The 24552-nt window shown below is 68.7% G+C and carries 21 protein-coding genes; 7 read left to right on the forward strand and 14 right to left on the reverse strand.

Annotation, left to right across the window (positions count from 1 at the left end):
* Position 1 precedes the first annotated feature (1 nt).
* A complete protein-coding gene (locus tag JW876_11320; GenBank protein MBN1886094.1) occupies positions 2-1105 on the reverse strand; it encodes a glycosyltransferase family 2 protein in 1104 nt (367 codons plus the stop codon).
* 138 nt (positions 1106-1243) lie between these two features.
* On the opposite strand from JW876_11320, the gene JW876_11325 reads away from it, so the two are divergent.
* On the forward strand, positions 1244-2344 hold the full coding sequence (locus JW876_11325; GenBank protein MBN1886095.1) for a glycosyltransferase family 4 protein: 1101 nt from the start codon (positions 1244-1246) through the stop codon (positions 2342-2344).
* Between the two features lie 22 nt (positions 2345-2366).
* On the opposite strand, the gene JW876_11330 is transcribed toward JW876_11325, so the two are convergent.
* The 8 genes from JW876_11330 to JW876_11365 form a co-directional block, all read right to left on the reverse strand.
* Positions 2367-2933, reverse strand: a complete 567-nt coding sequence (locus JW876_11330) for a right-handed parallel beta-helix repeat-containing protein (GenBank protein ID MBN1886096.1) — start codon at positions 2931-2933, stop codon at positions 2367-2369.
* Positions 2934-3039: 106 nt separating this feature from the next.
* Positions 3040-4803 carry a Na+:solute symporter gene (locus JW876_11335; GenBank protein ID MBN1886097.1) on the reverse strand — a complete coding sequence of 588 codons (1764 nt, stop codon included), beginning with the start codon at positions 4801-4803 and terminating at the stop codon, positions 3040-3042.
* Positions 4800-6185: an MFS transporter gene (locus tag JW876_11340; GenBank protein MBN1886098.1), complete on the reverse strand. Its 1386-nt coding sequence runs from the start codon at positions 6183-6185 to the stop codon at positions 4800-4802. Before JW876_11340 ends, JW876_11335 begins: the two co-directional genes overlap by 4 nt.
* A gap of 16 nt (positions 6186-6201) precedes the next feature.
* Positions 6202-6990 (reverse strand): hypothetical protein, encoded by a 789-nt coding sequence (locus JW876_11345; protein MBN1886099.1) that lies wholly within the window; start codon positions 6988-6990, stop codon positions 6202-6204.
* A gap of 60 nt (positions 6991-7050) precedes the next feature.
* Complete coding sequence (locus JW876_11350; GenBank protein MBN1886100.1) at positions 7051-7716, reverse strand: TrkA family potassium uptake protein; 666 nt, start codon at positions 7714-7716, stop codon at positions 7051-7053.
* Between the two features lie 31 nt (positions 7717-7747).
* Complete coding sequence (locus JW876_11355; GenBank protein ID MBN1886101.1) at positions 7748-9085, reverse strand: potassium transporter; 1338 nt, start codon at positions 9083-9085, stop codon at positions 7748-7750.
* 89 nt (positions 9086-9174) lie between these two features.
* Positions 9175-9531, reverse strand: a complete 357-nt coding sequence (locus JW876_11360; GenBank protein MBN1886102.1) for a hypothetical protein — start codon at positions 9529-9531, stop codon at positions 9175-9177.
* A gap of 89 nt (positions 9532-9620) precedes the next feature.
* Entirely contained in the window at positions 9621-11327 is a 1707-nt protein-coding gene (locus tag JW876_11365; GenBank protein ID MBN1886103.1) for a ChaN family lipoprotein, read from the reverse strand.
* Between the two features lie 90 nt (positions 11328-11417).
* On the opposite strand from JW876_11365, the gene JW876_11370 reads away from it, so the two are divergent.
* The 3 genes from JW876_11370 (at position 11418) to JW876_11380 (ending at position 14878) form a co-directional block, all read left to right on the forward strand.
* On the forward strand, positions 11418-11606 hold the full coding sequence (locus JW876_11370) for a hypothetical protein (protein MBN1886104.1): 189 nt from the start codon (positions 11418-11420) through the stop codon (positions 11604-11606).
* On the forward strand, positions 11593-13848 hold the full coding sequence (locus JW876_11375) for an acetate--CoA ligase family protein (GenBank protein MBN1886105.1): 2256 nt from the start codon (positions 11593-11595) through the stop codon (positions 13846-13848). Before JW876_11370 ends, JW876_11375 begins: the two co-directional genes overlap by 14 nt.
* A 97-nt stretch (positions 13849-13945) precedes the next feature.
* The gene (locus tag JW876_11380; protein MBN1886106.1) at positions 13946-14878 is read left to right on the forward strand and encodes a fused MFS/spermidine synthase; all 933 of its coding nucleotides are present in this window, start codon (positions 13946-13948) and stop codon (positions 14876-14878) included.
* 57 nt (positions 14879-14935) lie between these two features.
* On the opposite strand, the gene JW876_11385 is transcribed toward JW876_11380, so the two are convergent.
* Both JW876_11385 and JW876_11390 read right to left on the reverse strand, forming a co-directional pair.
* Positions 14936-16042: a hypothetical protein gene (locus JW876_11385; GenBank protein MBN1886107.1), complete on the reverse strand. Its 1107-nt coding sequence runs from the start codon at positions 16040-16042 to the stop codon at positions 14936-14938.
* A 253-nt stretch (positions 16043-16295) separates the two neighbouring features.
* Positions 16296-16871, reverse strand: coding sequence for a hypothetical protein (locus JW876_11390; GenBank protein MBN1886108.1), 576 nt, complete (start codon positions 16869-16871; stop codon positions 16296-16298).
* Between the two features lie 99 nt (positions 16872-16970).
* On the opposite strand from JW876_11390, the gene JW876_11395 reads away from it, so the two are divergent.
* Positions 16971-19136: a patatin-like phospholipase family protein gene (locus tag JW876_11395; GenBank protein MBN1886109.1), complete on the forward strand. Its 2166-nt coding sequence runs from the start codon at positions 16971-16973 to the stop codon at positions 19134-19136.
* 46 nt (positions 19137-19182) lie between these two features.
* Here JW876_11395 and JW876_11400 read toward each other — a convergent pair whose 3' ends face one another.
* Complete coding sequence (locus JW876_11400) at positions 19183-19572, reverse strand: hypothetical protein (protein MBN1886110.1); 390 nt, start codon at positions 19570-19572, stop codon at positions 19183-19185.
* A 420-nt stretch (positions 19573-19992) separates the two neighbouring features.
* Between JW876_11400 and JW876_11405 the strand changes: the two genes are divergently transcribed.
* Positions 19993-21156 carry a hypothetical protein gene (locus JW876_11405; protein ID MBN1886111.1) on the forward strand — a complete coding sequence of 388 codons (1164 nt, stop codon included), beginning with the start codon at positions 19993-19995 and terminating at the stop codon, positions 21154-21156.
* 109 nt (positions 21157-21265) lie between these two features.
* On the opposite strand, the gene JW876_11410 is transcribed toward JW876_11405, so the two are convergent.
* Positions 21266-22087, reverse strand: a complete 822-nt coding sequence (locus JW876_11410) for an inositol monophosphatase (protein MBN1886112.1) — start codon at positions 22085-22087, stop codon at positions 21266-21268.
* Entirely contained in the window at positions 22084-23019 is a 936-nt protein-coding gene (locus JW876_11415; GenBank protein ID MBN1886113.1) for a LysR family transcriptional regulator, read from the reverse strand. The genes JW876_11410 and JW876_11415 overlap by 4 nt, the downstream gene beginning before the upstream one ends.
* 179 nt (positions 23020-23198) lie before the next feature.
* Between JW876_11415 and JW876_11420 the strand changes: the two genes are divergently transcribed.
* Complete coding sequence (locus JW876_11420) at positions 23199-24512, forward strand: inositol-3-phosphate synthase (GenBank protein MBN1886114.1); 1314 nt, start codon at positions 23199-23201, stop codon at positions 24510-24512.
* Positions 24513-24552: the final 40 nt, after the last annotated feature.

The following is a 24552-nucleotide window of genomic DNA, read 5'->3' on the forward strand; positions in this document are numbered from 1 at the left end:
TTCACGACGATCCGCCTTCCGTTTCCTTCCGGCTCCGCCCGGGCGGGCCATCGTCCCCGGCGCGGCCAGACCGCCGGGTCAACCGCGTGAACCGCGCCCGCGCCGGCCGCCCCAGCACCCAGGAATCCCACGCGCCCCGGAGAAACCCGATCCCGTACCCCAGCTGCATGAACGCGAAGGCCGCGGGAATGACGGGCAGGAACCGCCAGCCCCCGCGTCGGACGCAGAGACAAATCGCCGAAAGGGCGAGAAACAGGAGATAGGCCGCGCCGAGGGCCCCGGCGAGCCCGAGCGACCGCCGGGAAGCGAGGCCGCCGACCGCCAGCGCCGCCAACGCGGCAACAAAGAGACCCGGCGCGAGATGCCGCCACGACCGGACGGCGCGGAACGTCCGGATCTCCCGGGCCTTCCAGTAGCCGTACTGCTCGTACTGCCCGCCGAGCGAGAGCAGATCGCCCCGCGGCGTGTACCACGACCGGATGCGGGGCGTCTGCCGGATCAGGCCGCCGGCGGCGGCGATGCGCCGGTTGTGCTCACCGTCCTGGTTGCGGACGAGCTCCTCGTCGAAGAGACCGACGCGATCGAACAGCGATCTGCGCCAGCAGCCGTAGATCACCGAGTCGGACGGGCCCTCGTAATCGGGATCGTGGATGCGCGATCCCCCCACGGCGATCGGCGAGAGGCAGGCCGCGGCGATGGCGCCGCCGACATATCCGCGCCCGTCGGCGAGCTGCGGCCCGCCGACGTTGTCCGCCCCCGTCCGCTCGAGCTCCCCGATACAGGCCTCGATGTAGTCGGGAGCGTAGCGCGTGTGCGCGTCCATCCGGAGCACGTATGCGCCACCGGATGCGCGGATCGCCCTGTTCAGCCCGCTGGACACGTGCAGTCCGGGATTGTCCACGAGTGCCACGCGACGATCCCTCGCGGCGAAGCCCTCGACGATCCCTCTCGTTCCGTCGTCGCTCATCCCGTCGGCGACGAGGATCTCGTCCTCCTCCCCCGTCACGGCGAGAAGGAATTCGAGCAGTTCGCCGATCGTCGACGCCTCGTTTCTGCAGGGGATGACCACCGAGACGGCAAGTCGATCGCCACCGTCGTCGCTCACGGGAACGGGCCTCCACGGGATGGATGTAACCGTGTTCTTCCTGGCGGGGTCGACCGAAGCCTACCCGATCGCGGCCGGCCTGTCAAGGCGGGGTCCGTCGTTGCCCGGCCGCGCGGGCGGTGGTACAATCGACGGGAGATGAAAGGAGATCGCCTTCTCGTCATCGGTCCCCTGCCGCCGTGCATCGGCGGGGATTCCGTCTTCACGATGAACCTCGCCGCCAGCGGATACTGGCGCGAGGCGGGCATCGACGTGGCCACGATCAACAGCACGTCGACGGACAGGATCCGGATGGCCGGCGATCCCTACCGCGCGAGGGACGCCGTCCGGTTCCTGCGGATCATGCGGGAGCTCGCCCGGAAGCTGCCCCGGTCGCGCTTCGTCATCATCTGCGCGAATACGTCATTCCTGCTCACCGCCGGACTCGTTTTGATGGGAATCCTCGCGGCGTCACGGAAGCGCTTCGTCGTGAAGATGTTCGGCACCTCGCTCGCCGAGGGGATCGATGCGGCCGGTTCGATCAGGAGGAAGGTCGCCGTGCGGCTGCTGCACCGGGCCGCGTACCTGCTGCCCGAGACCGACGGGTTCGCTCGGACGCTCTCCTCGGCCACCGGTATTCCCGTCGACCGGATGCGGCGGTTGCCCAATTTCATCCGCGACGCGGACATCGGCCGATCCCGCGGAAACGCGCGATTCGACGGCAGGTGCGTCTTCGTCGGCCAGGTGAAACGTGAGAAGGGCGTCTTCACGATCGCCGACGCCCTCGCCGGGCGACAGGATCTCTCCTGCGATCTCTACGGCCCGATCGTCGATCGCGACCGGGCCGAATTCATGGACCGCGTCTCCCCGTCCGGGAACGTCCGTTACGGAGGCATCCTCGCCCCCGCCGACGTCGTTTCCACGATCCTCCGCTACGACGCGCTTCTCCTCCCCACGTTCCACGCGGGGGAAGGCCATCCGGCCGTCATCCTCCAGGCCTTCGCCGCCGGCGTGCCGGTCGTCGCGTCCCGGTGGAAATACATCCCGGAGATCGTCCCCGATCGAAAGCGGGGCGTGCTCGTTCCCCCGGAATCGCCTGGCGACCTCCTCGCGGCGATCGATCTCCTGGCATCGGACGATGAGCTCAGGGATTCGATCGTCCGTAACGCGAGCGCGTACGTCGACGCGTTCTCCGAGCGCCGTGTCGTCGGCGATCTGCTGTTCGGTCTCGTTGGTATCGATTCGAAAGCGGGAACGTGAAGCGCTCGTCTTCCGGCGGCGATCACCTGTCTCTCAGCAGTCCCTTGATCCCGCCACCCGTAACGGCCTCGTTCAGCGTGATCAGGTTGTACTCGACCACCGCGCCCGGACTGCCCGAGATATCCATCCCGCCGCCACCAGAGCACCAGTTGTCGGTTATGATGTTGTTGCGGATCGTGGTATTTGAGTTGGCGTTGAAGATTCCGCCACCCGACTCTGCGAACCCGTCCCTCGCGCCCCTGATCGTAAATCCCTCCACCGTGCATGGTTCGGCCACATTCAATATATCAACCACCGTCACGCATTCCATCACCCATCCGCTGTACATCCGGATCGTCGTGACGATTGGCTTCTCCTCGCTGATCAGATGAACAGGTTTCCGGATCTCGATCGTCGGCTCGTAGTATTCCCCCGGCCCCACGAGAACCGTATCACCATTCGTCGCCGCGCTTATCCCCGGCCTTATCAGCGTATAATCCCCCGTCCCGTCCTGCCGCACCAGGATCGTCGCACCTTCCGCCGCGTCACACGTCCCGAGCGCGAGCAAACACATCAGAGATGCCGGCGCGAATCCTCTCAAGCGCATCATCGGACCGCTCTCCTTCCATGGCCGCCTCTCAACGAGCAGCCATCGCAGATCGGATCGTTCAATACGAGTACACACGATATCTGTCACGGTTTCGAGGCGGGACGGATCACCGCGACGCGCGCCACAGCCCCGCGGCGGCGATGAGGGCGAGGAGGACGAGGGCGATCCCCGGCTTCGGCGAGCCGAGGACGATACGACCGATCCCGATGAGCGAGGAGTAGAGGGCGACGAGCCCCAGGGCGATCCGGAGCGTCGTGCGGCGCCCCCCGGGCCGCGGCACGAGATCGGGGCGGGCCGTGTAGACGCGGCGCCAGCCGGGGCCGCCGGGGCGCACGCGCTCCACGAAGGCCTCCAGGCGCCGGCGGTCGACGGGGCGCGTGAGGAACGTGACGGCCACCCAGGCGGGCACCGAGACGCAGACGGTGAGCGCCGTCGAGAAGGGGAACTCGAGGAAGGCACGGCCGGCCATGGCCTCGCTCCGCCCGAGGAGGGCGAACACGCCCGTCGTGAGGATCGCCGCCGCCATCGCCGTGATCTCCGACCACGCATTCACCCGCCACCAGTACCAGCGGGCGATGTAGACCGAGCCGACCCCCGCCGTCACCGAGAGGATCAGCTTCCAGGCGGCCGAGATGTCGGTGACGGCGAAACTCGCCAGCGCGCCGAGCAGCGCGAGGACGAGAACGGCGATCCGCGCCGCGCCGACGTACTCGCGCTCGCTCCGCCCCTTCCAGAGGAAGCGGCGGAGCAGATCGTTCACGACGAGCGAGGAGCCCCAGTTGAGCTGCGTGTCGATCGTCGACATGAAGGCGGCCACGAAAGAGGCGAGGACGATCCCGAAGACCCCCGCCGGCAGGATCCGGCGCATCATGAGCGGGTAGTAGGTCTCGGGGTCCTCCACCGTGCCGAGCATCGCCATCCCGCAGAGGCCGACGAGGATCCACGGCCACGGCCGGAGGCAGATGTGCGCGACGGCGTACCAGAGGAATCCGAGCGTGGCGTGGCGTTCGTTTTTCGCGGCGAAGAGGCGCTGGGAGAGGTACCCGCCCCCGTCGACAGAGTAGGAGGCCCACCAGACGACGAAAACGAGCAGGAGGAACTCGGTGAAGGGATTGGCCGCGGCGAGCGACGCCGGCGTCGGCACGATCCGCAGGATCGCCGCCGCGTCGAAGCCGCGCGCCGCGATGGTCCCGGCGACCGCCCCGATCCCGCCGAGCCGGCGGAGGGCGGCGACGGCGAGCCAGATCGAGCCGAACATCGCGAGCGCGAACTGGAGGAGGTCGGTGACGACGACCCCCCAGAGGCCCGAGAGGGCCGTGTAGCCCACCGCCACGACGAAGAGGGCGAGGACGACCGCCACCTCGGCGCTCATCCCGAGCACGGCCGCCCCTTCCCCCCACCCGGTGACGGTGAGGATGATCTTGGCCATCGCCCGCATCACCCACGCGATGACGAGGACGTTCTGGCAGACGCCGAACCACGCGGCGCGGAAGCAGCGCAGCCCCGCCGCCGGCCGGCCGTCGTAGCGCAGCTCGACGAGCTCGGCGTCGGTCGTCACGCCCGCCCGCCGCCAGAGGGGGGCGAAGAGGAAGACGGCGACGATCGCGCCGATCCCGTAGTACCACCAGATCCAGTTCTGCCAGATCCCGCCCCGGGCGACGAGCCCGGAGACGACGAGCGGCGTGTCGGCGGCGAAGGTGGTGGCCACCATCGAGGTGCCGATCACCCACCAGGGCAGCGATCGCCCGGCGACGAAGAAGTCGTCGGTGCCGCGCGAGGCGCGCCGCGCGAGGGCCGCGCCGATCCCGAAGACGACGAGGAGATAGAGGATGACGACGGCCGCGTCGAGGGCCGGCACTCCGGCGATCATGCCGGCTCGGCCCCCTCCGCCTCCACCCCGGCGAAGCGGTTGTAGAGGGCGAGGGCGACGAGGGTGGCCACGCCGATCGCGGCGAAGGTGAACCACAGCCTCGCCGGATCGCGCGCGCCCGTCTCGGGGACGTATTTCGCGAGCAGATACCCCGAGAGGGGCCCGCCGGCGGCGTTGGCGATGAAGGAGCGAAGGTATGAGTAGCCGAGGTAGAGCCCCACCTTCCCCTTCGGGGCGAGCCCGGCGACGTAGTCGAGGAACCGCGGGGCGAAGGTCATCTCGCCGATGGCGAAGCAGGCGATGGCCACGCAGACCCCGGGCAGCGTCTGGAGGACCCCGAGCAGCACCATCGCCACGGTCGAGATCGCCACGCCGAGGAACATCGCCGAGCGGGAATTCATCCTCCGCACGAGCCAGGCGATCGGCAGCTGGAGCAGGATGATCATCCCCGGGTTGATCGCCACAATCAGGGCCATCGGCGCCGTCTCGGAGATGTGCCTGACGATGTAGAGGGGCACGGAGAGGTAGAGCTGCCAGAACATCAGGTCGAAGCCGGCGAAGATCACGAGGAAGACGATGAACTTGACGTCCCTCAGGACGCGGAACATGTCGAGGAAGGTTTCTTTCGTCGATGCGACCGGCTCCCCCGCGCGGTCCGGCTCGCGGTAGAGGAAGAAGACGAAGAGGAGGGCCACGAGCGCCATCGCCGTCGAGAAGAGGCAGATCGCCTGCATCCCGAGCCCCTGCCACTTCAGCATGTCGAGGAAGGCCGCCGGCTCCATCGGCGGATGCTGCTCGGCGGCCCGCGCGGCGATCTCGGGTGTCAGGGCGAAGGGCGGCACGTTGGCCTCCACCCAGCGGGCGAGTCCCTCGTTCCCCGAGCGGGCGATCCAGTGCCCGAGGTCCTGGCGGAGGAGCTTGGCGACGATCTTGCCGGTGAAGCCCCCGACGTTGACGATCATGTAGAAGATCGAGAACCCGATCTTGGAGAGCCCCTCGGGCGAGGTCTTCTTCACCGTCCCCGAGATCACCGGCTTGACGAAGGCCCCGCCCACGGCGATGAGGGCGAGCGCGACGACGCACGTCGCCTTCGAGGGGAAGAGCCCGAGGACGGCGTAGCCGGCGGCGAGCACCCCGAAGGCGATGAAGAGCCCGTTGCGGAAGCCGATCCGGTCGGAGACGGCCCCCGCCGGTATCGGCAGGAGATAGAGGGAGGCGATGAACCAGCCGACGATAGAGACGGAGAGCTCCGTGCTGAACCCCACGCGGCGCGTGAGGTAGATCGAGATGATGACGTTCATCCCGTAGTACGCGAGCCGCTCGAAGAGCTCGATCGTGTTCGCCGTCCAGAAGGTGCGCGGGAACCTGCCGATGCCGTTCATTCCCTCTCCCCCGCCGCTAGAAGGCCATCTTCAGGCCGATCGTGACCCCGAAACCGGAGAGGCCGACCTCCGCCTCCTCGTAGTTGCCCTTCTCGGTGATCGTCTCGGGGCCGAAGAGCTCGACGCCCTCCTTCGCGAGGAAGACGTCCTCCGTCTCCCCCGTCGTGTTGTCGGTGGCCGTTCCCTCGAATCCCTTCATCGTGCACCAGCGTCCCTGGACGCCGATCTCGAGCGAGACCATCGGCACGAGATCGAAGGAGACCCCGGCGCCGCCGTGGATGCCGAATCCCCACGTGTCGAGGTCGGCCTCGAAGTCGATGTTGTCCGTGCCGCCATAAAGGTACTGCTCGAACTTCAGCTTGGTGAGGTAGGCGCCGGCCCCGGCGTAGACGAAGGGCTTCATCACGGGCAGCGGCGGGTTGACATAGACCGTGGCGGTGAAGGGAAAGGCCGTCACCGCGTGCTCGTACTCGAAGCCTGCCGCGCCCCCGTAGGAAATGTTCAGCTCGCTCTTGCCGCGCATCACGCCCGCACCGATCGCCAGCTCGACGTTCGGGACGATCCCCCTGACCAGTTCGGCCTGGAAGGCGGGGATCCACGTGAGATTGTCGATCTTCTCGGTGATCCCCGCCTCGGGGAAGACCGTGTCGTTTACGTTGTCGGCCCAGTCGTTGAAGTCGCCGTAGCCGATGTGCTCGAAGCCGCCGCGAACGCGGAAGCCGAACGTCGCGGCCCCGGCGGGAGCGGCTGCCGCGAAAACGAGACAGAGGGCGATCAGGACGGCGAAGGTTCTCTTGACGGTCATCCGGTCTCCTTTTGTTGCCCGGCGGTCGCGGCTCGGCTTCGCCGCCGGACGGTGCGGTGCCTATTCCTTCTTCAGGTTCTTGAGCTTGTCTATGTCGTCCCGGTGGCCCATCACGACCAGGATGTCGCTGTGCTTGATCGTGAACCCCGCCGGGGGAACGAGGATGAAGTTCTCGGGGACGAGCTCCTTGATGCCGACGACGTTGATGTTGAATCGCGTGCGGAGCTGCAGCTCGGCGAGGCTCTTTCCGACGAAGGCGTCGACCGGCGCGATCTCGGCGATCATGAAATTCCCCGACATGGGGAAGTAGTCGAGGATGTCGGGCGTCGAGAGGCTCCGCGCCGTCTTGATCGCCATGTCCTTCTCCGGGTAGATCACGTCGGTGGCGCCGACCTTGCTCAGGATCTTCCCGTGGTCCTCGTTCGTGGCCTTCACGAGGATGCGAGGCACGCCGAGCTCCCTCACGTAGAGGGTGGCGAGGGTTGCCGCGTTGGCGTCCCCGCCCATGCTCACGATCACCGCCTCCATCTCCTCCAGGCCCAGCGTGCGGACCATGTCCTTCTGCGTCACGTCGCCCTGGATCGCCTGCGAGCAGTAGGGGCACACCTTCTGGATCCGTTCCTCGTCCCGGTCGATCGCGATCACGTCGTGCCCCTCCTCGAAGAGGGTCCGGGTGACGTAGAATCCGAAATTGCCGAGACCGATCACCGCGTACTTGTGTGCCATCGTTCTTCCTTTCGCGGGGCCTCCCGGGGCCCTACCCGATCATCACCTTCTCTTCCGCGTACCGGAAGTAGGTGACGTGCTCGCGCCGGGTGACGACGTACGCCACGGTGAGCAGTCCCACCCGCCCGAGGAACATCAGCGCGATGATGACGAATTTTCCCGCCGTCGAGAGCCCCGCCGTGATCCCCATCGAGAGGCCGACGGTACCGAAGGCCGAGATCGCCTCGAAGGCGTAGGCGAGAAAGCCCGTCCTGCCGGGGTTTCCCGGACCGATCTCGGCGACGAGGAGCATGATCAAACCGGCCGTCACGACGAGGACGGCGAGGATGAAGATCGCCAGCGCCCGGGAGACCGTCTCCTCGGGGATCGTCCGCCGGAAGATGCTCACCGATTCGCGGCCGCGTATCTTGCTCGAGAGGATCGCGGCCATCGTGGCCACCGAGGTCGTCTTGATCCCCCCGCCGCAGGAGCCGGGGCTCGCCCCGACGAACATCAGCATCACGAGGATGAAGAGCGTCGCCCCGCGCAGGGCGGGGATATCGAGCGTGTTGAAGCCGGCGGTCCGGGCCGTGACCGACTGGAAGAGCGCCGTGAAGAACCGCTCCTTCCATCCGAGCGCGGCCATCGCGCCGGTTCCCTCGAGGAGGAAAATCACGATCGTGCCGCCGACGACGAGGATCGCCGTCGTCCACAGTACCATCCGCGAGTGGAGCGAGATCGCCGTCCGGCGGTGCAGGCGGCGGTTCCTTGTCCAGCCGATGAGCTCGTAGATGACGGGGAAGCCGAGCCCGCCGACGACGATCAGGGCCATGATCGTCGTGTTGAGAAGGACCGAGCCCTTCCAGGCGACGAAGCTCGTCTCGAAAAAGGAGAAGCCGGCATTGCAGAAGGCCGCGATCGCGTGGAAGACGGCGGCGAAGACCGCCTCGCCGGCCGGCAGTCGCCCGTGCCAGTGCAGGTAGAGCAGGACCGCTCCCGTCCCCTCGACGAGGAAGGTGAAGGCGAAGATCGACCTGATGAGGCGCGGGATCTCGCGGATCGGCGTGGCGGTGAAGCTCTCGGTGACGATCCACCGCTGGCGGACGCCGAGCCCCCTGCCGAGGAAGAGGAAGAGGAAGACGGAGAAGGTCATCACGCCGAGGCCGCCGAGCTGGATCAGGACCATGACGACCGACTTGCCGAATGCGGTGAATCGCGTGCCGATGTCGATGACGACGAGCCCGGTGACGCAGATCGCCGAGGTCGACGTGAAGAGGGCGTCGACGAAGCCGAGCCGCGGGCCGGTCGAGGCGGCCGGCAGGGCGAGGAGCAGCGCGCCGGCCAGGGCCGCCGCGGCGAAGGAGATGATGACGAGGATCCCCGGCCGCATGCGCTGGAACCGTCTTCTGAGGGTTTCCTTCATATCCGCGTTCCCGTCCTGCCGGGCTATGGTTTCTTCCTTGCGTTCCGGGGGAGACGTCAGGTGACGAACCCGATCCGGCTTTCCCCGTCCACCTCGCCGAGCGCCTCGGCGTCGGCCGCCGCGGGGACCTCGTCCTCGAAGGCCACCACGGTCGCGACGTTCCGCCATGGCAGGAGGATGTCGACGACGTGCGTCTCCCGCCGCCGCTTTCGTTTCGGGACGGCCCTGCCCGCCTCGTCGGCGAGTTCGATCGTGGTGAAGGTGCGGCTGCGGACCCACAGGCCGACCTCGTCGACCGCCGTCACACGGCAGAAGAAGGGGCCCTCGCCGGGGATGCCGGCGAAGGCGAGCCCCCCGGTCTCCCGCAGGGAGACGAGGACGGTCGTCCCGACGATGTCCCTCGCGTCCTCCACGTCGGCTCCTCCCGGCGGCGCGCGCCGGCGCCTGCAGGGCGCGGTCCCGCGTCGCATTGCGGGAATTGTGCCGGGTGCGCCGGGAAATGTCAAACAAAAGGCCCGCGGCGGGCGTTGGCGCGCCGGGGACGGTCCCAGGCGCCCCGGTCCGGCTTCAGCCGGCGGACGAGGTCGAGGTACCGCGTTCGCGCCTCCCCCGGCTTCTCGAGGGGAGCCTCGAAGAGGGCGCGGATTTCCTGCGACGTCACCCGCCCGTCGAGGAAGGCCCGGTGAAGGGCGTCGCCGAGGGTGTGCCCGAGAGCGTCGACGACGACGAGGCGGCGACGGATCGGCAGCCGGTACAGGCGGGCGAGGCGGGCCGTCGTCCGCAGAAGCCCCGTCCGCTCCCGGCGCACGTGGTACTTGAAGTGGGCGGCGAGCCGCCGCGTCTCCTCGAGCGCGAGGCGCCCCGCCGGGCGGCGGCAGACACCGCGGCCGTCGATCGCCGCCACGAGCGGATCGGCCTCCCCCGCCTCGCCCGCCGGCGAGAGGAGCCGAGAGCCGAAGCGGCAGAGGGCCTCCTCGATGACGAAGGCGCAGAAGCGGTCGGACGCGGGCCGGACGCGGCGGCGCGCCCGGCCGATCTCGTCGCGCATCGCGTAGAGGACGAAGCGCGTTGCCTCGTGCGCCCGCTGCGCGTCGCCCGGGGCGATGCAGAGGATCGCGTTCAACGCGGGGATGTAGCTCGCTCCCCCCGCCCGCAGCCTCTCGAGACCGGCGAGGACGGCGAGATAGCCGGCCGATCGCCCCCGCAGGAACGACGAGAAGGCCGCGTAGGCGCTGCGGCAGTGCACCTCGGGGTAGAGGGCGTCGATCCCGTCCCGGTACTCCGGGCAGACGGTCACCTCGGGCGGGGCGCCATCGCGGCAGATTGCGAAAAGGAGATCCTCGATCATGTCGTGGAAGACGGCGGTGTGGTCCTCGGCGGCCTCCCCCTCGATCCAGAGATCGAGGCGACGGCGGTAGGCCTGGTACTTGAGGAGGGGGTGGGCGGTGAGGACGCAGTAGCGGCCGGCGTCCACGGCGACCGCCTCGGCGCCGGCCCGTCCGCGCCGCATGAGCTTCCACCAGATCTCGTCGATGTTCTGGACGATCGTCACCGCGTCCGGGAGGCGGCGGCGGAGGCGGGCGACCTCGGCGGGGAGGTGTCCCGCCGCGACGTGGCTCTCGCCGACGACGGCGACGACGACGGCGCCGGGGAAGAAGCGGCCGATGTTGACGAGCCGCCGGGCCATGAGACGGTCGCGCCGGCGGATCGCCCGGAGGTGGTCGCGCGGCTCCTCGTCGATCCCGAAGATCGGGATGAAGGGATCCCTGGCCAGTTCGAAGATGCGCCGGTAGCTCTCCCAGCTGAATCCCCACTCCGACCGGTAGTCGATCTCCTCGAGGAAGGCCCGCTCGTCGATCGTCCCCTTCATCCAGCGGTCGAGGGAGGGCTGCTGCCGCGTGTAGAGCATCTCGAGCCCGACGACGATCTTCCGGCCGCGGCCGGCGAGCTCGCGCATGAGCCGCAGCACGAGGTCCTGGCTCGCGTCGAGTGGATGGTAGTCGCCGAAGAAGACGAACTCGGCCTTCGCGGCGCGGTCGAAGACGCGCTCGAGCGGGACGACGCGTCGGTAGCGATCGAAATCCGCGAGGAAATCCCCGATGTACCCGGAGGACCCGGTCTTGTCCACGCCGAAGATCTCGCTCTTGAGCCCGGAGATGATCCGCCGCTGCTCCTCGATCTCCCGGCTGTCCGCGCCTCTCGCCGCCACGGCGCACCCCCTTCCCGCCCCAGCGTAATGGACTCGACAACGGGAGCGGCATGTCGTACAGTGTACTATCTTTTTCGCCGGAGCGACGACATGAAATGGTGCGATCCCGACTGCCCGCACGCCTCCTTTCCGCGAAAAGAACATCTCGACGGGGCCTGTCACACCTTCATCGCGCTCTGGTGCGCGAAGTACGGGAGGCTGGTGCAGAAGAGCGCGCCGTGCCTCGACTTGACGGAAGGAGACGACGATGGCGGAACGCGGGGCGATGAAGCGGTTTGACGCGGCCGCCGTCGGCCGGATCGTCGCCGCGGCGGCCGGCCGGGGCCGCGACGCGCTGGACGAGCACGAGATCTACGACATCCTCCGCCTGGCCGGCTTCGATCCGCCTCGCGCCCGCTTCGTCGCCGACGCCGGCGAGATCGACGGCCTCGATGTCCCCTTCGACCGGGCGGTCTGCAAGCTGATCTCCCCGGGGATGCCACACCGCTTCGAGCACGGCGGCATCCGTTTCACGGAGGACACCGCCCCCGGCACGCTCCGGGGCGTCTTCGCCGGTTTCGAATCGATCGCCGGTCGCCTCGGCATCCCGCTGCGCGGGATGCTCGTCGCCGAGCGGATCGACGTCGACGACGCCGTCCCCCGACAGCTCCTCCTCTCCTTCCGCCAGGACCCCACCTTCGGGCCGGTCGTCTTCTGCGGGCTCGGCGGTGTCGGCACCGAGGTATGGAAGGCGGCCCTCCGCCCCGAAAAGGCCCTCTTCGTGCAGGCCGCCGGACTCGTCGACGACGAGGACTCGACGGCGCGGCTCCTCGAGCGCACCCTCTTCTGGCCGGTCGTGACGGGCAAGACGCGCGTCTTCGCCGAGCCCCTCGTCGAGCCGGCGCGCCTTCTCGACGCGATCCGCCGCTTCGCCGCGCTCGCCCTGGCCTTCTCGCCCCTCGACGGGGGCGACAAGCCGGTGATCGCCGAGCTCGAGGTCAATCCCGTCCAGATCGCCGGCGGCCGACTCGTCCCCCTCGACGGCCTCTGCCGCCTCGCGCCGCCCGGAAAACCTCGGCGAGAGCCGCCCCGCGAGGGGATCGCCCGGCTCCTGCGGCCCGAGAGCGTCCTCATCGTCGGCGCCTCGGCGCGCAAGACGAACATGGGGCGCGTCATCCTCCGCAACGTCCTCGCCGAGGGCGTGATCCCCCGAGACCGCGTCTTCCTCCTCCACCCGCATGCCGAGGAGATCGAGGGCTGCCGCGCGTGGAAGACCGTGGAGGACCTGCCCGCCCCGGCCGACATGGTCGTCTTCGCCATCCCCGCCGACGACGAGGCGGTCGCGCTCCTCGAACGGATCGTCGACGCCGGGATGGGACGCTCGATCGTCCTCATCTCCGGCGGGTTCGGCGAGACGGAGGGGGGCCGGGACCGCGACCGCGCGCTCCGCGCGAGCCTCGCCGCCTCGCACGCCCGTCCCGGCGGCGGCGTCGTCCTCAACGGGCCGAACTGCATGGGGATCGTCTCGCGGCCGGGGGGCTACAACACCTTCTTCCTCCCCGAGTACAAGCTCTCCTTCTCCGGCCCGTTCGGCGGAAGGAGCGCCGTCATCAGCCAGAGCGGCGCGTGGCTCGTCACGATGCTGTCCTCGATGGCCGGCGTCTACGATCCGCGCTACATGATCACCGTCGGCAACCAGATGGATCTCACCGTCACCGATTACTTCGTGACGCTGGCCGACGATCCCGCGCTCGACCTCTACGTCCTCTACGTCGAGGGGTTCGAGCGCCTCGAGGGGGAGCGTTTCCTGCGGGCGGCCCGCGGCTGCATGGCCGCCGGCAAGCGTATCGTCCTCTACAAGACGGGACGGACGGCGGCGGGAGCGGCGGCGGTAGCCTCGCACACGGCGGCGATGGCCGGCGACTACGAGATACTCTCCCGGCTGCTCGAGCAGGCGGGCGTCGTCGTCGCCGACACGCTCTCGGAGATGGAGGACTGCGTCCGCCTCTTCACGATGCTCGGGAAACGCCCCGCCGCCGGACCGCGCGTGGGGATCCTCAGCGAGGCGGGCTTCGAGTGCTCGATCGCCGCCGACCGCCTCGGCGGCCTCGAGCTGGCCGCCTTCGCCCCGGCCACGGTCGAGCGCCTCGCCGACGCGCTGCCGACCGGGTTCATCGACGTCCACAATCCCGTCGACGCCACGCCGGCGATCTCGACGGCCGACTACGGCCGCGCCGTCGCGGCGGTGATCGACGACCCGGGCGTCGACTGCGTCCTCGTCTCGAGCGTGGCGGCGACGCCGTCGCTGAACAACCTCGCCGCCTCCCCCGACCACGGCGAGGACATCGAGCGCGAGGATTCCTATCCGCGGATCATGATCCGCCTCTTCGCGACGACAGGCAAGCCGGTGGTCTTCTCGATCAACGAGGGGCGCATCTACGATCCGGCCGCGAAAATGATGGAGGAGGCGGGGCTGCCCGTCTTCAGGAAGATCGACCGGGCCACGCGGGCGCTCGGACGGTTCGTCAGGCACGTCAGGTGACGGCCGCCGCGCATCCGCCCAGCGGGGCGACCTGACGATCGCCGCGCCGGCCGGGCGGGGCCCGGGAACGACCGCGCACGGAAAGGAACACGATCTCATGAGACGAAGCCGTCATTTCCTGTGGATCGCCGTGCTGGCGGCGGTCGCCGTCATCGCCCTCACCGCCGTTCTCCGCACCCCCCTCCCGCCATCGAACGATGACCCGGGGAGCGGATGCGGCGTGCGCGTCGTCGAGGATCTCGGCGAGCGCCTCCTCGTGGTGGACGGGCTGATCCGCGGATCGGTCGATCCGGAGACGGGCGAGTGCCTGCTGCCGTCGTCGAACGCCGCCGGACTCGCCGGGCGTCTCTTCGAGGTTCCCGGCCGCGTCCTCCTCGTCGGGATCGGCGACGGCTCGGCGGCGAGACGCTTCGCCGGCAAGGGCTGGCGGGTGGATGCGGTCGAGCCCGATCCGCGTGTGGCGTGGGCCGCCGCCTGGCACGGCGGCCTCGACGCCGACGACGCGTCGCTCGTCCTGGGCGATCCGCGGACCTATCTCGAGACGCACGACGGGCCATGGGAGATCGTCCTCGTGAGCGACGCAGCGTCGATCGACGATCCCGGCCGGCTCGTCACGCGCGAGGCGTTCGGCCTCGTCGCCGCGCGGCTCGCCGCCGGCGGCGTCGCGGTCGTGGATCTCGAGACGGCCGGCTGGCGAAGCCCGCTCGTGCGCGCGGTCGCCGCCACGCTCGGCTCGAGTTTTCCCCGCGTCCTCGCCCTCCCCACGATGGAACCCCCGAATGCCCTCGGCCGGGTCGTCCTGCTGGCGGCCGACCGACCGCTCGAGCTGCCCGAGGAACTGGACAACCCCGTCGACCGCTTCACCGCCCAGTACCAGCGCGTCCACGCGTGGGCCAACCGGTTCGAGCCGGAAACGGCCGGCGCCCCCGTCCTCACCGACCGGCGCAATCCCGCCCGCCGCTGGTTCGCCGAGACGCGCGCACTCTCGCGCGAGCGCCTGGCGGATCGTCTCGGTGCCGCCACCCCGTAAAAAAAAAGGACGGCGCCCGGAATGGGCGCCGTCCGTGGTACCGGTCGATCGCGTCCGTCAGTTGCCGACCATCGAGACGCCCAGGTGGGCGAGCACGTCGTCGATCGGGTTGGCGATCGCGTCGTAACGGCTGCCGGCGAAGCAGAGCCCCACCGCGCGCGGGTTGACGCTGACGTCCTCGACGAGCAGCGAACCGGAGTCGCCGCCGGCGAGGAAGGCCTCGCGCTTGTTGTAGATCATGATCTGGCCGGTGAAGAGCTTGGTGAACGAGACGCCGTTGCACTCGTCCTGGTAGCCCACGTTCACCGTGCCGTTGATCGCGTAGACGTAGCTCCGGGTGAGCCCCGTCGTGCGTCCGCTCTTCTTGACGTCGAGATCGACGTAGGCGTCCATCGTCTGCGACGAGAGGACGCCGATCTCGAGGATCGTGCCGTCGGCGCTGACCATCCCCGGGATGACCTCGGCGAGGGCGCAGTCGACGTTCGCGGTCGGGTCGATCAGCGTCGAGAGCGTCGAGAGGTTGGCCACGTAGTCGGCCGGGATCGCCTGGCACTGGACGTCGATCATGCCGGGCTGGTTGATCGGATCGCCGATCTCGGCGATGTCCGGATCGCCCGAGCTCGAGGCGACGTCGCCGCAGAGCACGTGCGAGTTGCTCAGGATGTACTGCGTGCCGCCGCCGGCCACGAGGGCGCCGAGGGTGCCGCTGCAGCAGTAGTTGTTGGCGAGGTCGTAGGCGTTGCCGCCCGAGACGCCCATCGGGATCGGGCGCGGGTACCGGGCGGTGTGACCGCTCGACGGCTGGGGCTTTTTCAGGGCGGTGAACTCGCCGGTGACGCGCGGGATCACGTGGACGCCCTCGAGCTCGGCGGGCACGCGGGCCCGGCCTGCATCGGACTTCAAGAGGACGTAGATCGCGGGCTTGCCGCGCTCGTCGAGGCCGGTGGCCGTCCCGACGATCTCGGGATCGGTCATCAACAGCGGGGTGTGGCGATTCTGGACCGCCATCGTGGCGATCATGCCGGGGTGCTTCGCGCTCATCAGGGTGGCCCCGTCCGGCGCCGTCGGCTGCGTGGAATCCTCCGAGCAGCCGGCGAACAGGGCGAGGACCGCGATCGCCGCGCACAGCATCCCGAGAAGGTACAGCGAAGAACGTCTCTTCACGTCGTCCCTCCTCCTGGAGCAAGGTGGAAGTGGAGCGGATTGATTCGGTATTCTGCCCGGGAACGCGAAATCCTGTCAACGAAAATCGAATGTTCGAGGGTCAATAACTGAAATTTTCATGCATCGTTACGCCCGCGCACGCCCCGGCCTCCCCACTCCCGATATGTCAACGCTGGAAGACAGGAAAGGCGGGGGTGCCTGAACGCCCCCGCCCCGTGTCGAGTTACAGTGTCGCCGTCGGTTTACAGTCCGGTCAGAACCAGTCGAGATCGTCGAGTTCCGGCACGGCGCGCCGCAACTGCCCGTGCACCCGCTTCAGGTCGTCGGCGAGGTCCTCGATCCGGTCCGCCTTCTTCTCGAGCTTCTTCGCGAGCCGTTCGATCCGCTCCTCGTCCTCCTCCATGTCGTCATCGAGATCGTCGGTGTCGTAATCGTCGTCGAGCAGCCGGCAGACCCGCGACACGGCCACGATCCCGATCTTCGCCCCCATCGCCCCCACCTTCGCCGCGTCCCGCCCGAGATCCCCGGCCGCCTCCTCGATCTTCGCGTAGAGGTGGACGTACCTGTCGAGCAGCCGCCCGGTCTTCCGGTCGGTGTCGATGCGCCGGCCGTTGACAAGCAGCTCGCGATCCCCGGTGATGACGACGCTCTCGTTCTCGTCGTCGTTCTCTATGACCAGTTCGCCGTCCTCGAAATCGATCGATACGTCCCGGCCGTCCCGGAACAGGAAATGGTCGCGATCGCAGCGGTGGTGCCGGCGAGCCCCGGCTTCCGCGGCGACGGAGACGACCAGCAGGCAGATGACGGCGGCAATCGGCATTCGTCTCATCGGGCGTCCTCCCTTGTTCGATACCCGGTCCGCTTCGTTGAATACGGCTTGAATCCGTGCGATGTTTCAGGCGATAGTGCGCGGGAAGGGAGAGAGCGCATGCATCGACGGATCGTGCCGGTCGCGACGATCGTTCTTTTCGTTTTCCTCGCGGGCCCGGCGGGGGCGGATCCGCGCGTCGGGGTCGCCCTCAGCGGGGGCGGCGCGCGGGGGCTCGCGCACATCGGCGTGCTCGCCGTCCTCGAGGAGGCGGGCGTGCCCGTCGACGTCGTGGCCGGAACGAGCATGGGAGGGATCGTCGGCGCCCTCTACGCCACGGGGCTCTCCCCCGCCGAGCTGGAGCGGATCGTCGTCGAGACCGACTGGCTCGCGCTCTTCGACGACCGCCCCTCGTACCGGTGGCTCTCGATGCGCGACAAGGAGCGGGGCGGCCGCCACCTCGCGTCGGCCGCGTGGCGGAACGGACGCCTCGAGCTGCCGACGGGGCTGCTGCGCGGCGATCGTCTGCACGCCCTCTTCACGCGCCTCACCTGGCCGTGCCATCGCATCGCCGACTTCCGCGACCTCCCCCGGCCCTTCGCCTGCGTCGCCACCGACATCGCCACGGGCGAGGCGGTCGTTTTGGACGGCGGCTTCCTCCCCGACGCGATGCGCGCGACGATGTCGATACCGAGCCTGTTCACCCCCTACGAGCTCGACGGCCGTCTCCTCGTCGACGGCGGACTCGTGCGCAATCTCCCCGCCGACGACGCTGTCGCGCTCGGCGCGGATATCGTGATCGGGGTCGACGTCGGCAGCGGGCTTCTCGCGGCCGACAGCATCCGCTCGATCGTCGACATCCTCGTCCAGTCGACCGCGCTGCTCGAGGCGCGCGGGAAACCGGCCCAGATCAAGCGATGCGACATCGTGATCTCGCCGCGCCTCGACGGCATCGGCACCACCGACTATCACCGGGCAGCGGAGATCGTCCGGCGGGGCGAGGAGGCGGCGCGAGCGAACCTCGACGCGATCCTCCGCCTGACCGGCGAAACACGGGCGATCGCGTCGGCACCGGCGCCGCCGGCGATCGACACGCTGCAGGTGGTGGCGACGCACGTGGACGGGCTCCGCCGCGTCTCCGAAGGCTTCGTCGACGCGGCGCTCGGGTTCGTCGCGCCCGCGGCCGTACCCGCCGTCGAACTCGACCGCGCCCTCGACCGGCTGCGGGGCAGCGGACTCTTCCGCGACATCCGCTGGCGCGCTCTCCCCGAGGGGGGCGGAGAGCGCATCCTCGTCGACGTCACGGAGGACAACGCGCCGCGTTTCATGGCGGGCCTCCGTTACGACGACCGGTACGACACCTCCCTCCTTCTCGGCGTCGGGCTGAGGAACACGTTCGGCCATTCCTCCTCGCTCGACATCGACGTCCGCCTCGGCCGCTCCTCGCGCTTCGAGACGGCCTACGGCGCGTGGCTCGGCTCGCGCTGGCGGTTCGGCATCGAGTTCTTCGGCGTGACGGAGAACGACGAGATCGACGTCTACGAACGTGGCGAACGGACCGCGGTCATGGATGCGGTCTCGGCCCGGGCGGGCCTCGCCGCCGAAACGGCCTTCTCGAGCTTCTTCTCGCTGCGGCTGGGCGCGGCGAGCGAGCACGTACGCATCGATCCGGTGACGGCTCCCGGCGAGACGGCAGGGGAACGTATCGACCTGTTGATGCTGACGGGAGAGCTGATCTTCGACACGCTCGACGATCGCGACATGCCGCACCGCGGCGTCCAGCTCCGCGTCGCCGGCGAGACGACCACCGATCGCTGGGCCGGGGATCGGTCGTACCGGCGCGGCGCGGTCTTCTTCCGCGTCCGCGCGCCCCTCGGGCGCCGCTTGACCCTCGCGTTCGACGGCTCCGCCGGCACGACGGAGGGTGACGAGACGCCCCTTCCCTGCCGCTTCTTTCTCGGGGGGATGAACTCCTGGATGCGCTTCGGCGACCCCCGCAGGCAGGACCTGCCGGGGCTCAAGCACTTCGAGCTGTCCGGGCGTCACGCGATCGGCGCGACCGCCGGCATCGAGTTCGAGGTGCTCGCGGACCGGTACGTCAGGCTGATCGGCGGCGCCGGCGTCGCCGACGACGACCCCGACGCGCTTCTCGACATCGAGCATGTCGCGGGAGGAGGCGGGGTGACGCTCGCCTGGAACACCATCGCCGGTCCCGTCGAGTGGACCGTCTCGGGCAGCCGGCGTCATCACCTCATGACGTTCCTTTCCATCGGCCGCACCTTCTGACGCGCGGGCGCCGCCGCCGCGGCGCCGTTGTCCGCCGGACGGGCCGTCAGGCGAGCATGTCGTCGCTCGGCCTGCCGGGACGGCGCCGCAGCAGTTCGAGCGTCTCGTCCTTCATCAGAACCCAGAGCGTATAGATGCCGAGGACCGTCCCGACGGGCACGTTCAGCAGGTTGAGGATCCCCATCACCATCAGGACGACGCGGCTCCACGGCCGCATCATGATGAGCCCGATCCCGCCGATGATGCTCGGCACGGAAAGGACGAAGAAGAAGAGTGCGATGAAACCGCCGACGATCTGCGTGATCCACATGGCCTCGGGATCGCCGCTGATCCAGCCGCCTCCGGCCACGGCGAGGTAGACGACGAGCGCGACGATCAGGCCGAGGCTCCCGTTGACGATGTGGAGCACGGCGAGCAGTGTTGCGTGGTTCTTCACGGAACGACTCCTTTCGGTGATGCCCGGCGCCCAGGCGTGCCGCCGCCCTCGGCGCGGGTCTCTTCCCCGAGTACGGCTCCGGAATCCGGAAGTTGCATGCCGACCCCTGGCAAACCGGCGTCTCCGTCTCTCCTCCCGCCGTACGCGCTGCCGCCGTGCCGGGGTGAACCGTGATGGACATCGTACGGCATCGAAGTGTACCCCGGGGTACACGGCACGGCCGCCGCCCGTCACGCACCCCGCTCCTGCGCCGTTGCAGCTCGTTGCTGCGCAATCTGTTACAAAAGAGAACGCCGCCGCGCCCCGTTCGGCACCGCTCCTGCATTGTCATCAGTCGTGGGACGGCCGTACTCTCGGCCGATTTCCACATCGACGATGAGTGACACGGGCGAGATACGCACCCTGGAAAGGAGACCGGAGATGAAGAAAACGCTCTTCACCATCCTTGTCGTCACCGCGATGGCCCTCATGGGAGGCTGCCAGTTCTTCGGCGACGATTCCCCCGCCTCCCCCGCCACCACGGGAGACACTGAAACGGCCGTGATCGATCTCGATTCCCCGACCGGCGGACTGACCGCCGCCGACGAGGAACCGGCGTTCGGCGAGGCCGGGATCTACGAACCGATGCTCGCCGAATGCGACCCCGCCGGCGAGTACCGGGAACAGACCCGGATCCGCGACCAGATCCGCGACTGCGAGATGCTCGACGGGGCGAAGGTCTACCGCCTCCGCATGGTCTGGGGCTACCTCGGCGAGGCGTACACCGACTCGACGGTGGGCGACTGCTGCCAGATCGACTGGAGCGGGCGCATTTACGCCCCGGGCGGCGTCATCCAGATCGAGCGGACGATCGCATTCGACCCGAACGACTACGTCGAGCGCATCGACCGGTCGACGATCGCCGTCACGTCCAATACCTGTCCGCACGTCGACGGCATCCAGCTGAAGATCGTCTTCCCGCCGGCCGCCAGGGCCGACAGCGCGGCGGTCGCCGACTCGAACGCGGCCGCGGTCGTCCCCGAGGTGGTCGTGGAGCTCGGCCCCTACAGCGCGACCTTCGGCGAGGAGGATCTCGCCGCGCAGCGCTTCACCCACTGGATCAACCGCTGCTACAACGGGATCATGGTATCGAGCTACGAAGTGCCCCGCGCCTGCCCGCGCGGCTACCTCGTCGGGCGCTGGAGCCCCGTCGACGACGACTCGATCCCCGTCGACTCGACGACGGCCGATCCCGACGGCCGCCAACTGCTCGGCGTCTTCCACGGCCTCTGGGTCAACGACCGGGGCAACATGGAAGGGCACGTCCGCGGCCTCTACGGCATCGACAGCGACGGACGGAACGTCTTCTTCGGCAAGATCATCAACCCCGCCGGCAACTGCCGCGGATTCGTCCGCGGACTGTACGGCGTCGATCCCGAGTACACCGGTCCCGTCGCCGATTCGAACGGCTGGTTCGACGGCGAGTACCTGAGCCGCGATCGCGTCATGCTCGGCGACGTCGAGGGAATCTGGGCGACGAACGAAGCGGGACGGGGATACTTCCTCGGCCTGTGGAAGCATCACTGCCCGACCGACGTGGAGTGATCCGGGAAGAAAACGATCCGGTCTCGCGAGGGGGACCGCCGCGCTGCCGGCGGTCCCTCTTCTTCGTATGCGCCGGGCCGGGCGCGGCGGGGCGGCCCCGATTGCCTGCTCAGTCGGGAAGATCGGTGCGGAGATCCGCGATCGCCCCGGGCGTGAAATGCCTGCCGGCGACGTCGAGGATCGCCCGGTAGACCGGCGGCGTCCCCGCGACGACATTCCCCGAGGCGAGGAATCCGTCGCCCCCGAAGAAATCGCTCACCACACCGCCCGCCTCCCGGACGATCAGCGCCCCCGCCGCCATGTCCCAGGGTTTCAGGTGCAGTTCGAAGAAGCCGTCGAGCCGGCCCGCCGCGACGTGCGCCAGGTCGAGCACCGCGGCGCCGGCCCGCCTGACGCCGCGGCATGAGAGGAAGATCTCCCTGAAGGCGGCGAGATAGGCGTCGATGTGGCGGTGGGCACGGAAGGGGAATCCCGTGCCGACGAGGCTCTCGCCGAGCCCGGCCGCGCCGGAGACGGCGATCGGCCGCTCGTTGCAGCTCGCCCCGCCGCCGGCCGTGGCCTCGAAGAGCTCCTGGCGGAGTGGATCGTAGACGAGCCCCAGGGCCAGCTCGCCCTCCGAGACGAGGGCGATGGAGACGCCGATCTGCGGGTACCCGTGGATGAAGTTCGTCGTCCCGTCGAGGGGATCGATGATCCAGTACGTCCGTCCCGATGGCCGGACGGCGCTCTCCTCGGCCAGCACGGGGATATCCGGGAAGGCTCGTCCCAGCGTCGCGGTGATCATCTTCTCGCTCAACCGGTCCGTCTCCGTCACGAAGTCGTTCCGGTCCTTCTCCTCCACCTCGCCGTCGATCTCGCGTCCGAATGTCTCGTGCAGGAGCGAGCCGGCGGAGAGGATCGCCTCCCGCGCGACGTCGAGTCGCTGTCTCATGTCTTGTCTCCCTTCATCGCATGGTTTCGTGCGAATCCGCGCGGCAGCGCGACTCCCCGCTCCCGTTCCACCTCGTCGAGAAAGGCGCGGAGCGGGCGGGGCAGGTACCCCTCCGACCGGACGATCAGCCCGAGCCGGCGTTCGAAGGAGAGCCCCGCGACCTCGATTGACCAGACGCGTCCGCGCTCGATGTCGTCCTGAACGACGCGCTCGGGGAGGACGGCGAGCCCGAGTCCGGCCGCGACGAGATTCATGATCGCCTCGGGGCTGTCGATCGCCATCGCGATCCTGGGCTCGACGCCGCGCTCGCGGAGCCGTTCCTCGATGATCCGCCTCGTCACCGAACCGTCGTGGAAGGAGATGAAGGAACGGCCGATGAGGCTCGAGGCGCGGTGGCGCCGCCGGTCTGCGAGCGGGTCGCCCGGCGGGGCGATGAGCAGCATCTCCTCGCGGAAGAACTCGGCCACCGTCAGTCCCTCCCCCCCCTCGAGAGGCAGGGAACCGACGGCGAGATCGATCCGGCCGGCGCGCAGGGACGCGAGGAGGGGCGCGGTGGCGGCGATCTCGAGATGGACATCGATGCCGGGATACCGTTCGCCGTACCGGGCGAAGACGTCCGGAAGCACGTAGATCGACGCCGCGTCGATCGTGCCGATCGCCAGCCGCCCCGAGCGCAGTTCGCCGAGATCGGCGATCTCGCGCCTGAGCTCGGCGTCGAGTGCGGCGAACCGCCGGGCGTAATCGAGCACGCGCCGCCCCGCGTCGGTGAGGCGCACCTTCCGTCCGTCCGCCTCGTAGAGAGGGGCGCCGAGTTCGTCGCCGAGCCGGCGCAGGGCGATCGAGACCGCCGGCTGCGTCACGTAGCGCGCGCGGGCGGCCGCGGTGAGCGATCCGTGCTCGGCGAGCGAGGCGAGGTATCCGAGTGATCTCATATCCATAATATTTATTTATGCCTCACATAATAATAATAAATTTGTTTTATGACGTCAACCCCTGGAATATGGGAAATGCGGCGCACGGGGACGTGCCGCGATGCGCGCCGGAAGAATCCGGGCGCCCTGAAGAGTCGCCAGACGCCGGGCCGCCGCGGCCCGGTCCCAGGGAGGCATCGATGGAGATCAAGCACGAACCAAGGAAACCGTCGGGAAAGCTCGGCATCCTCACCCCCGGTCTCGGCGCGGTGGCGACCACGTTCATCGCCGGTGTCGAGGCGGTCCGCCGGGGCATCGCGAAACCGATCGGCTCGCTCACCCAGATGGGGACGATCCGCCTCGGCAAGCGCACCGAAAACCGCGTTCCGGCGATCCGCGATTTCGTCCCCCTCGCCGAGCTCGACGACCTCGTCTTCGGCGGCTGGGACATCTTCGAGGACGACGTCTACACGGCCGCCTCGAAGGCGGGCGTGCTCGACGCCCGGCTCCTCGACGGGGTGAAACCCTTTCTCCAGTCGATCAAGCCGATGAAGGCCGTCTTCGACCAGAAATACGTCAAGAAGCTCTCCGGCACGTGGGTGAAGGAGGGCAAGACCTGGTGGGACAAGGCCGAGATGCTCAAGGAGGACATCCGTTCCTTCAAGGAGAAGAACGGCTGCGACCGCCTCGTGATGATCTGGTGCGCAAGCACCGAGGTCTTCATGAAGCCGACCGCGGTTCACGCAGACATCGCCTCCTTCGAGAAGGCGATGAAGGAGAACAGCCCGGAGATCGCCCCGAGCATGGTCTACGCCTACGCGGCGCTTTCGATGGGGATCCCCTTCGCCAACGGAGCGCCGAACCTCACCAACGACATCCCCGCCCTCTTCGAACTGGCCCTCGCCAACGAGGCGCCGACGGCCGGCAAGGATTTCAAGACGGGCCAGACCCTCATGAAGACGATCATCGCGCCGGGGCTCAAGGCGCGGATGATCGGCCTGAACGGCTGGTTCTCCACGAACATCCTCGGCAACCGCGACGGCGAGGTCCTCGACGACCCCGAGAGCTTCAAGACGAAGGAGGAGAGCAAGCTCAGCGTGCTCGAGCACATCCTCCAGCCGAAGCTCTACCCCGATCTCTACGAAGACTTCTACCACAAGGTGCGGATCAACTACTACCCGCCGCGCGGCGACAACAAGGAGGGCTGGGACAACATCGACATCGTGGGGTGGCTCGGCTACCCGATGCAGATCAAGATCGACTTCCTCTGCCGCGACAGCATCCTCGCCGCGCCGATCGTGCTCGACCTCGCCCTCTTCATGGATCTCGCCAAGCGGATCGGCTTCCGCGGCATCCAGGAATGGCTCTCCTTCTACTTCAAGAGCCCGATCCACGCCCCGGAGCTCTATCCCGAGCACGACCTGTTCATCCAGCTGATGAAGCTGAAGAACACGCTGCGCTACATCCAGGGCGAGGACATGATCACGCACCTCGGCCAGGAGTACTACGACTGACGGGGCCGTACTGCTCGGCGGAACGAAACGGGGGCGCGAC

It is taken from the genome of Candidatus Krumholzibacteriota bacterium (assembly GCA_016931295.1).
Lineage (GTDB): Bacteria > Krumholzibacteriota > Krumholzibacteriia > Krumholzibacteriales > Krumholzibacteriaceae > JAFGEZ01.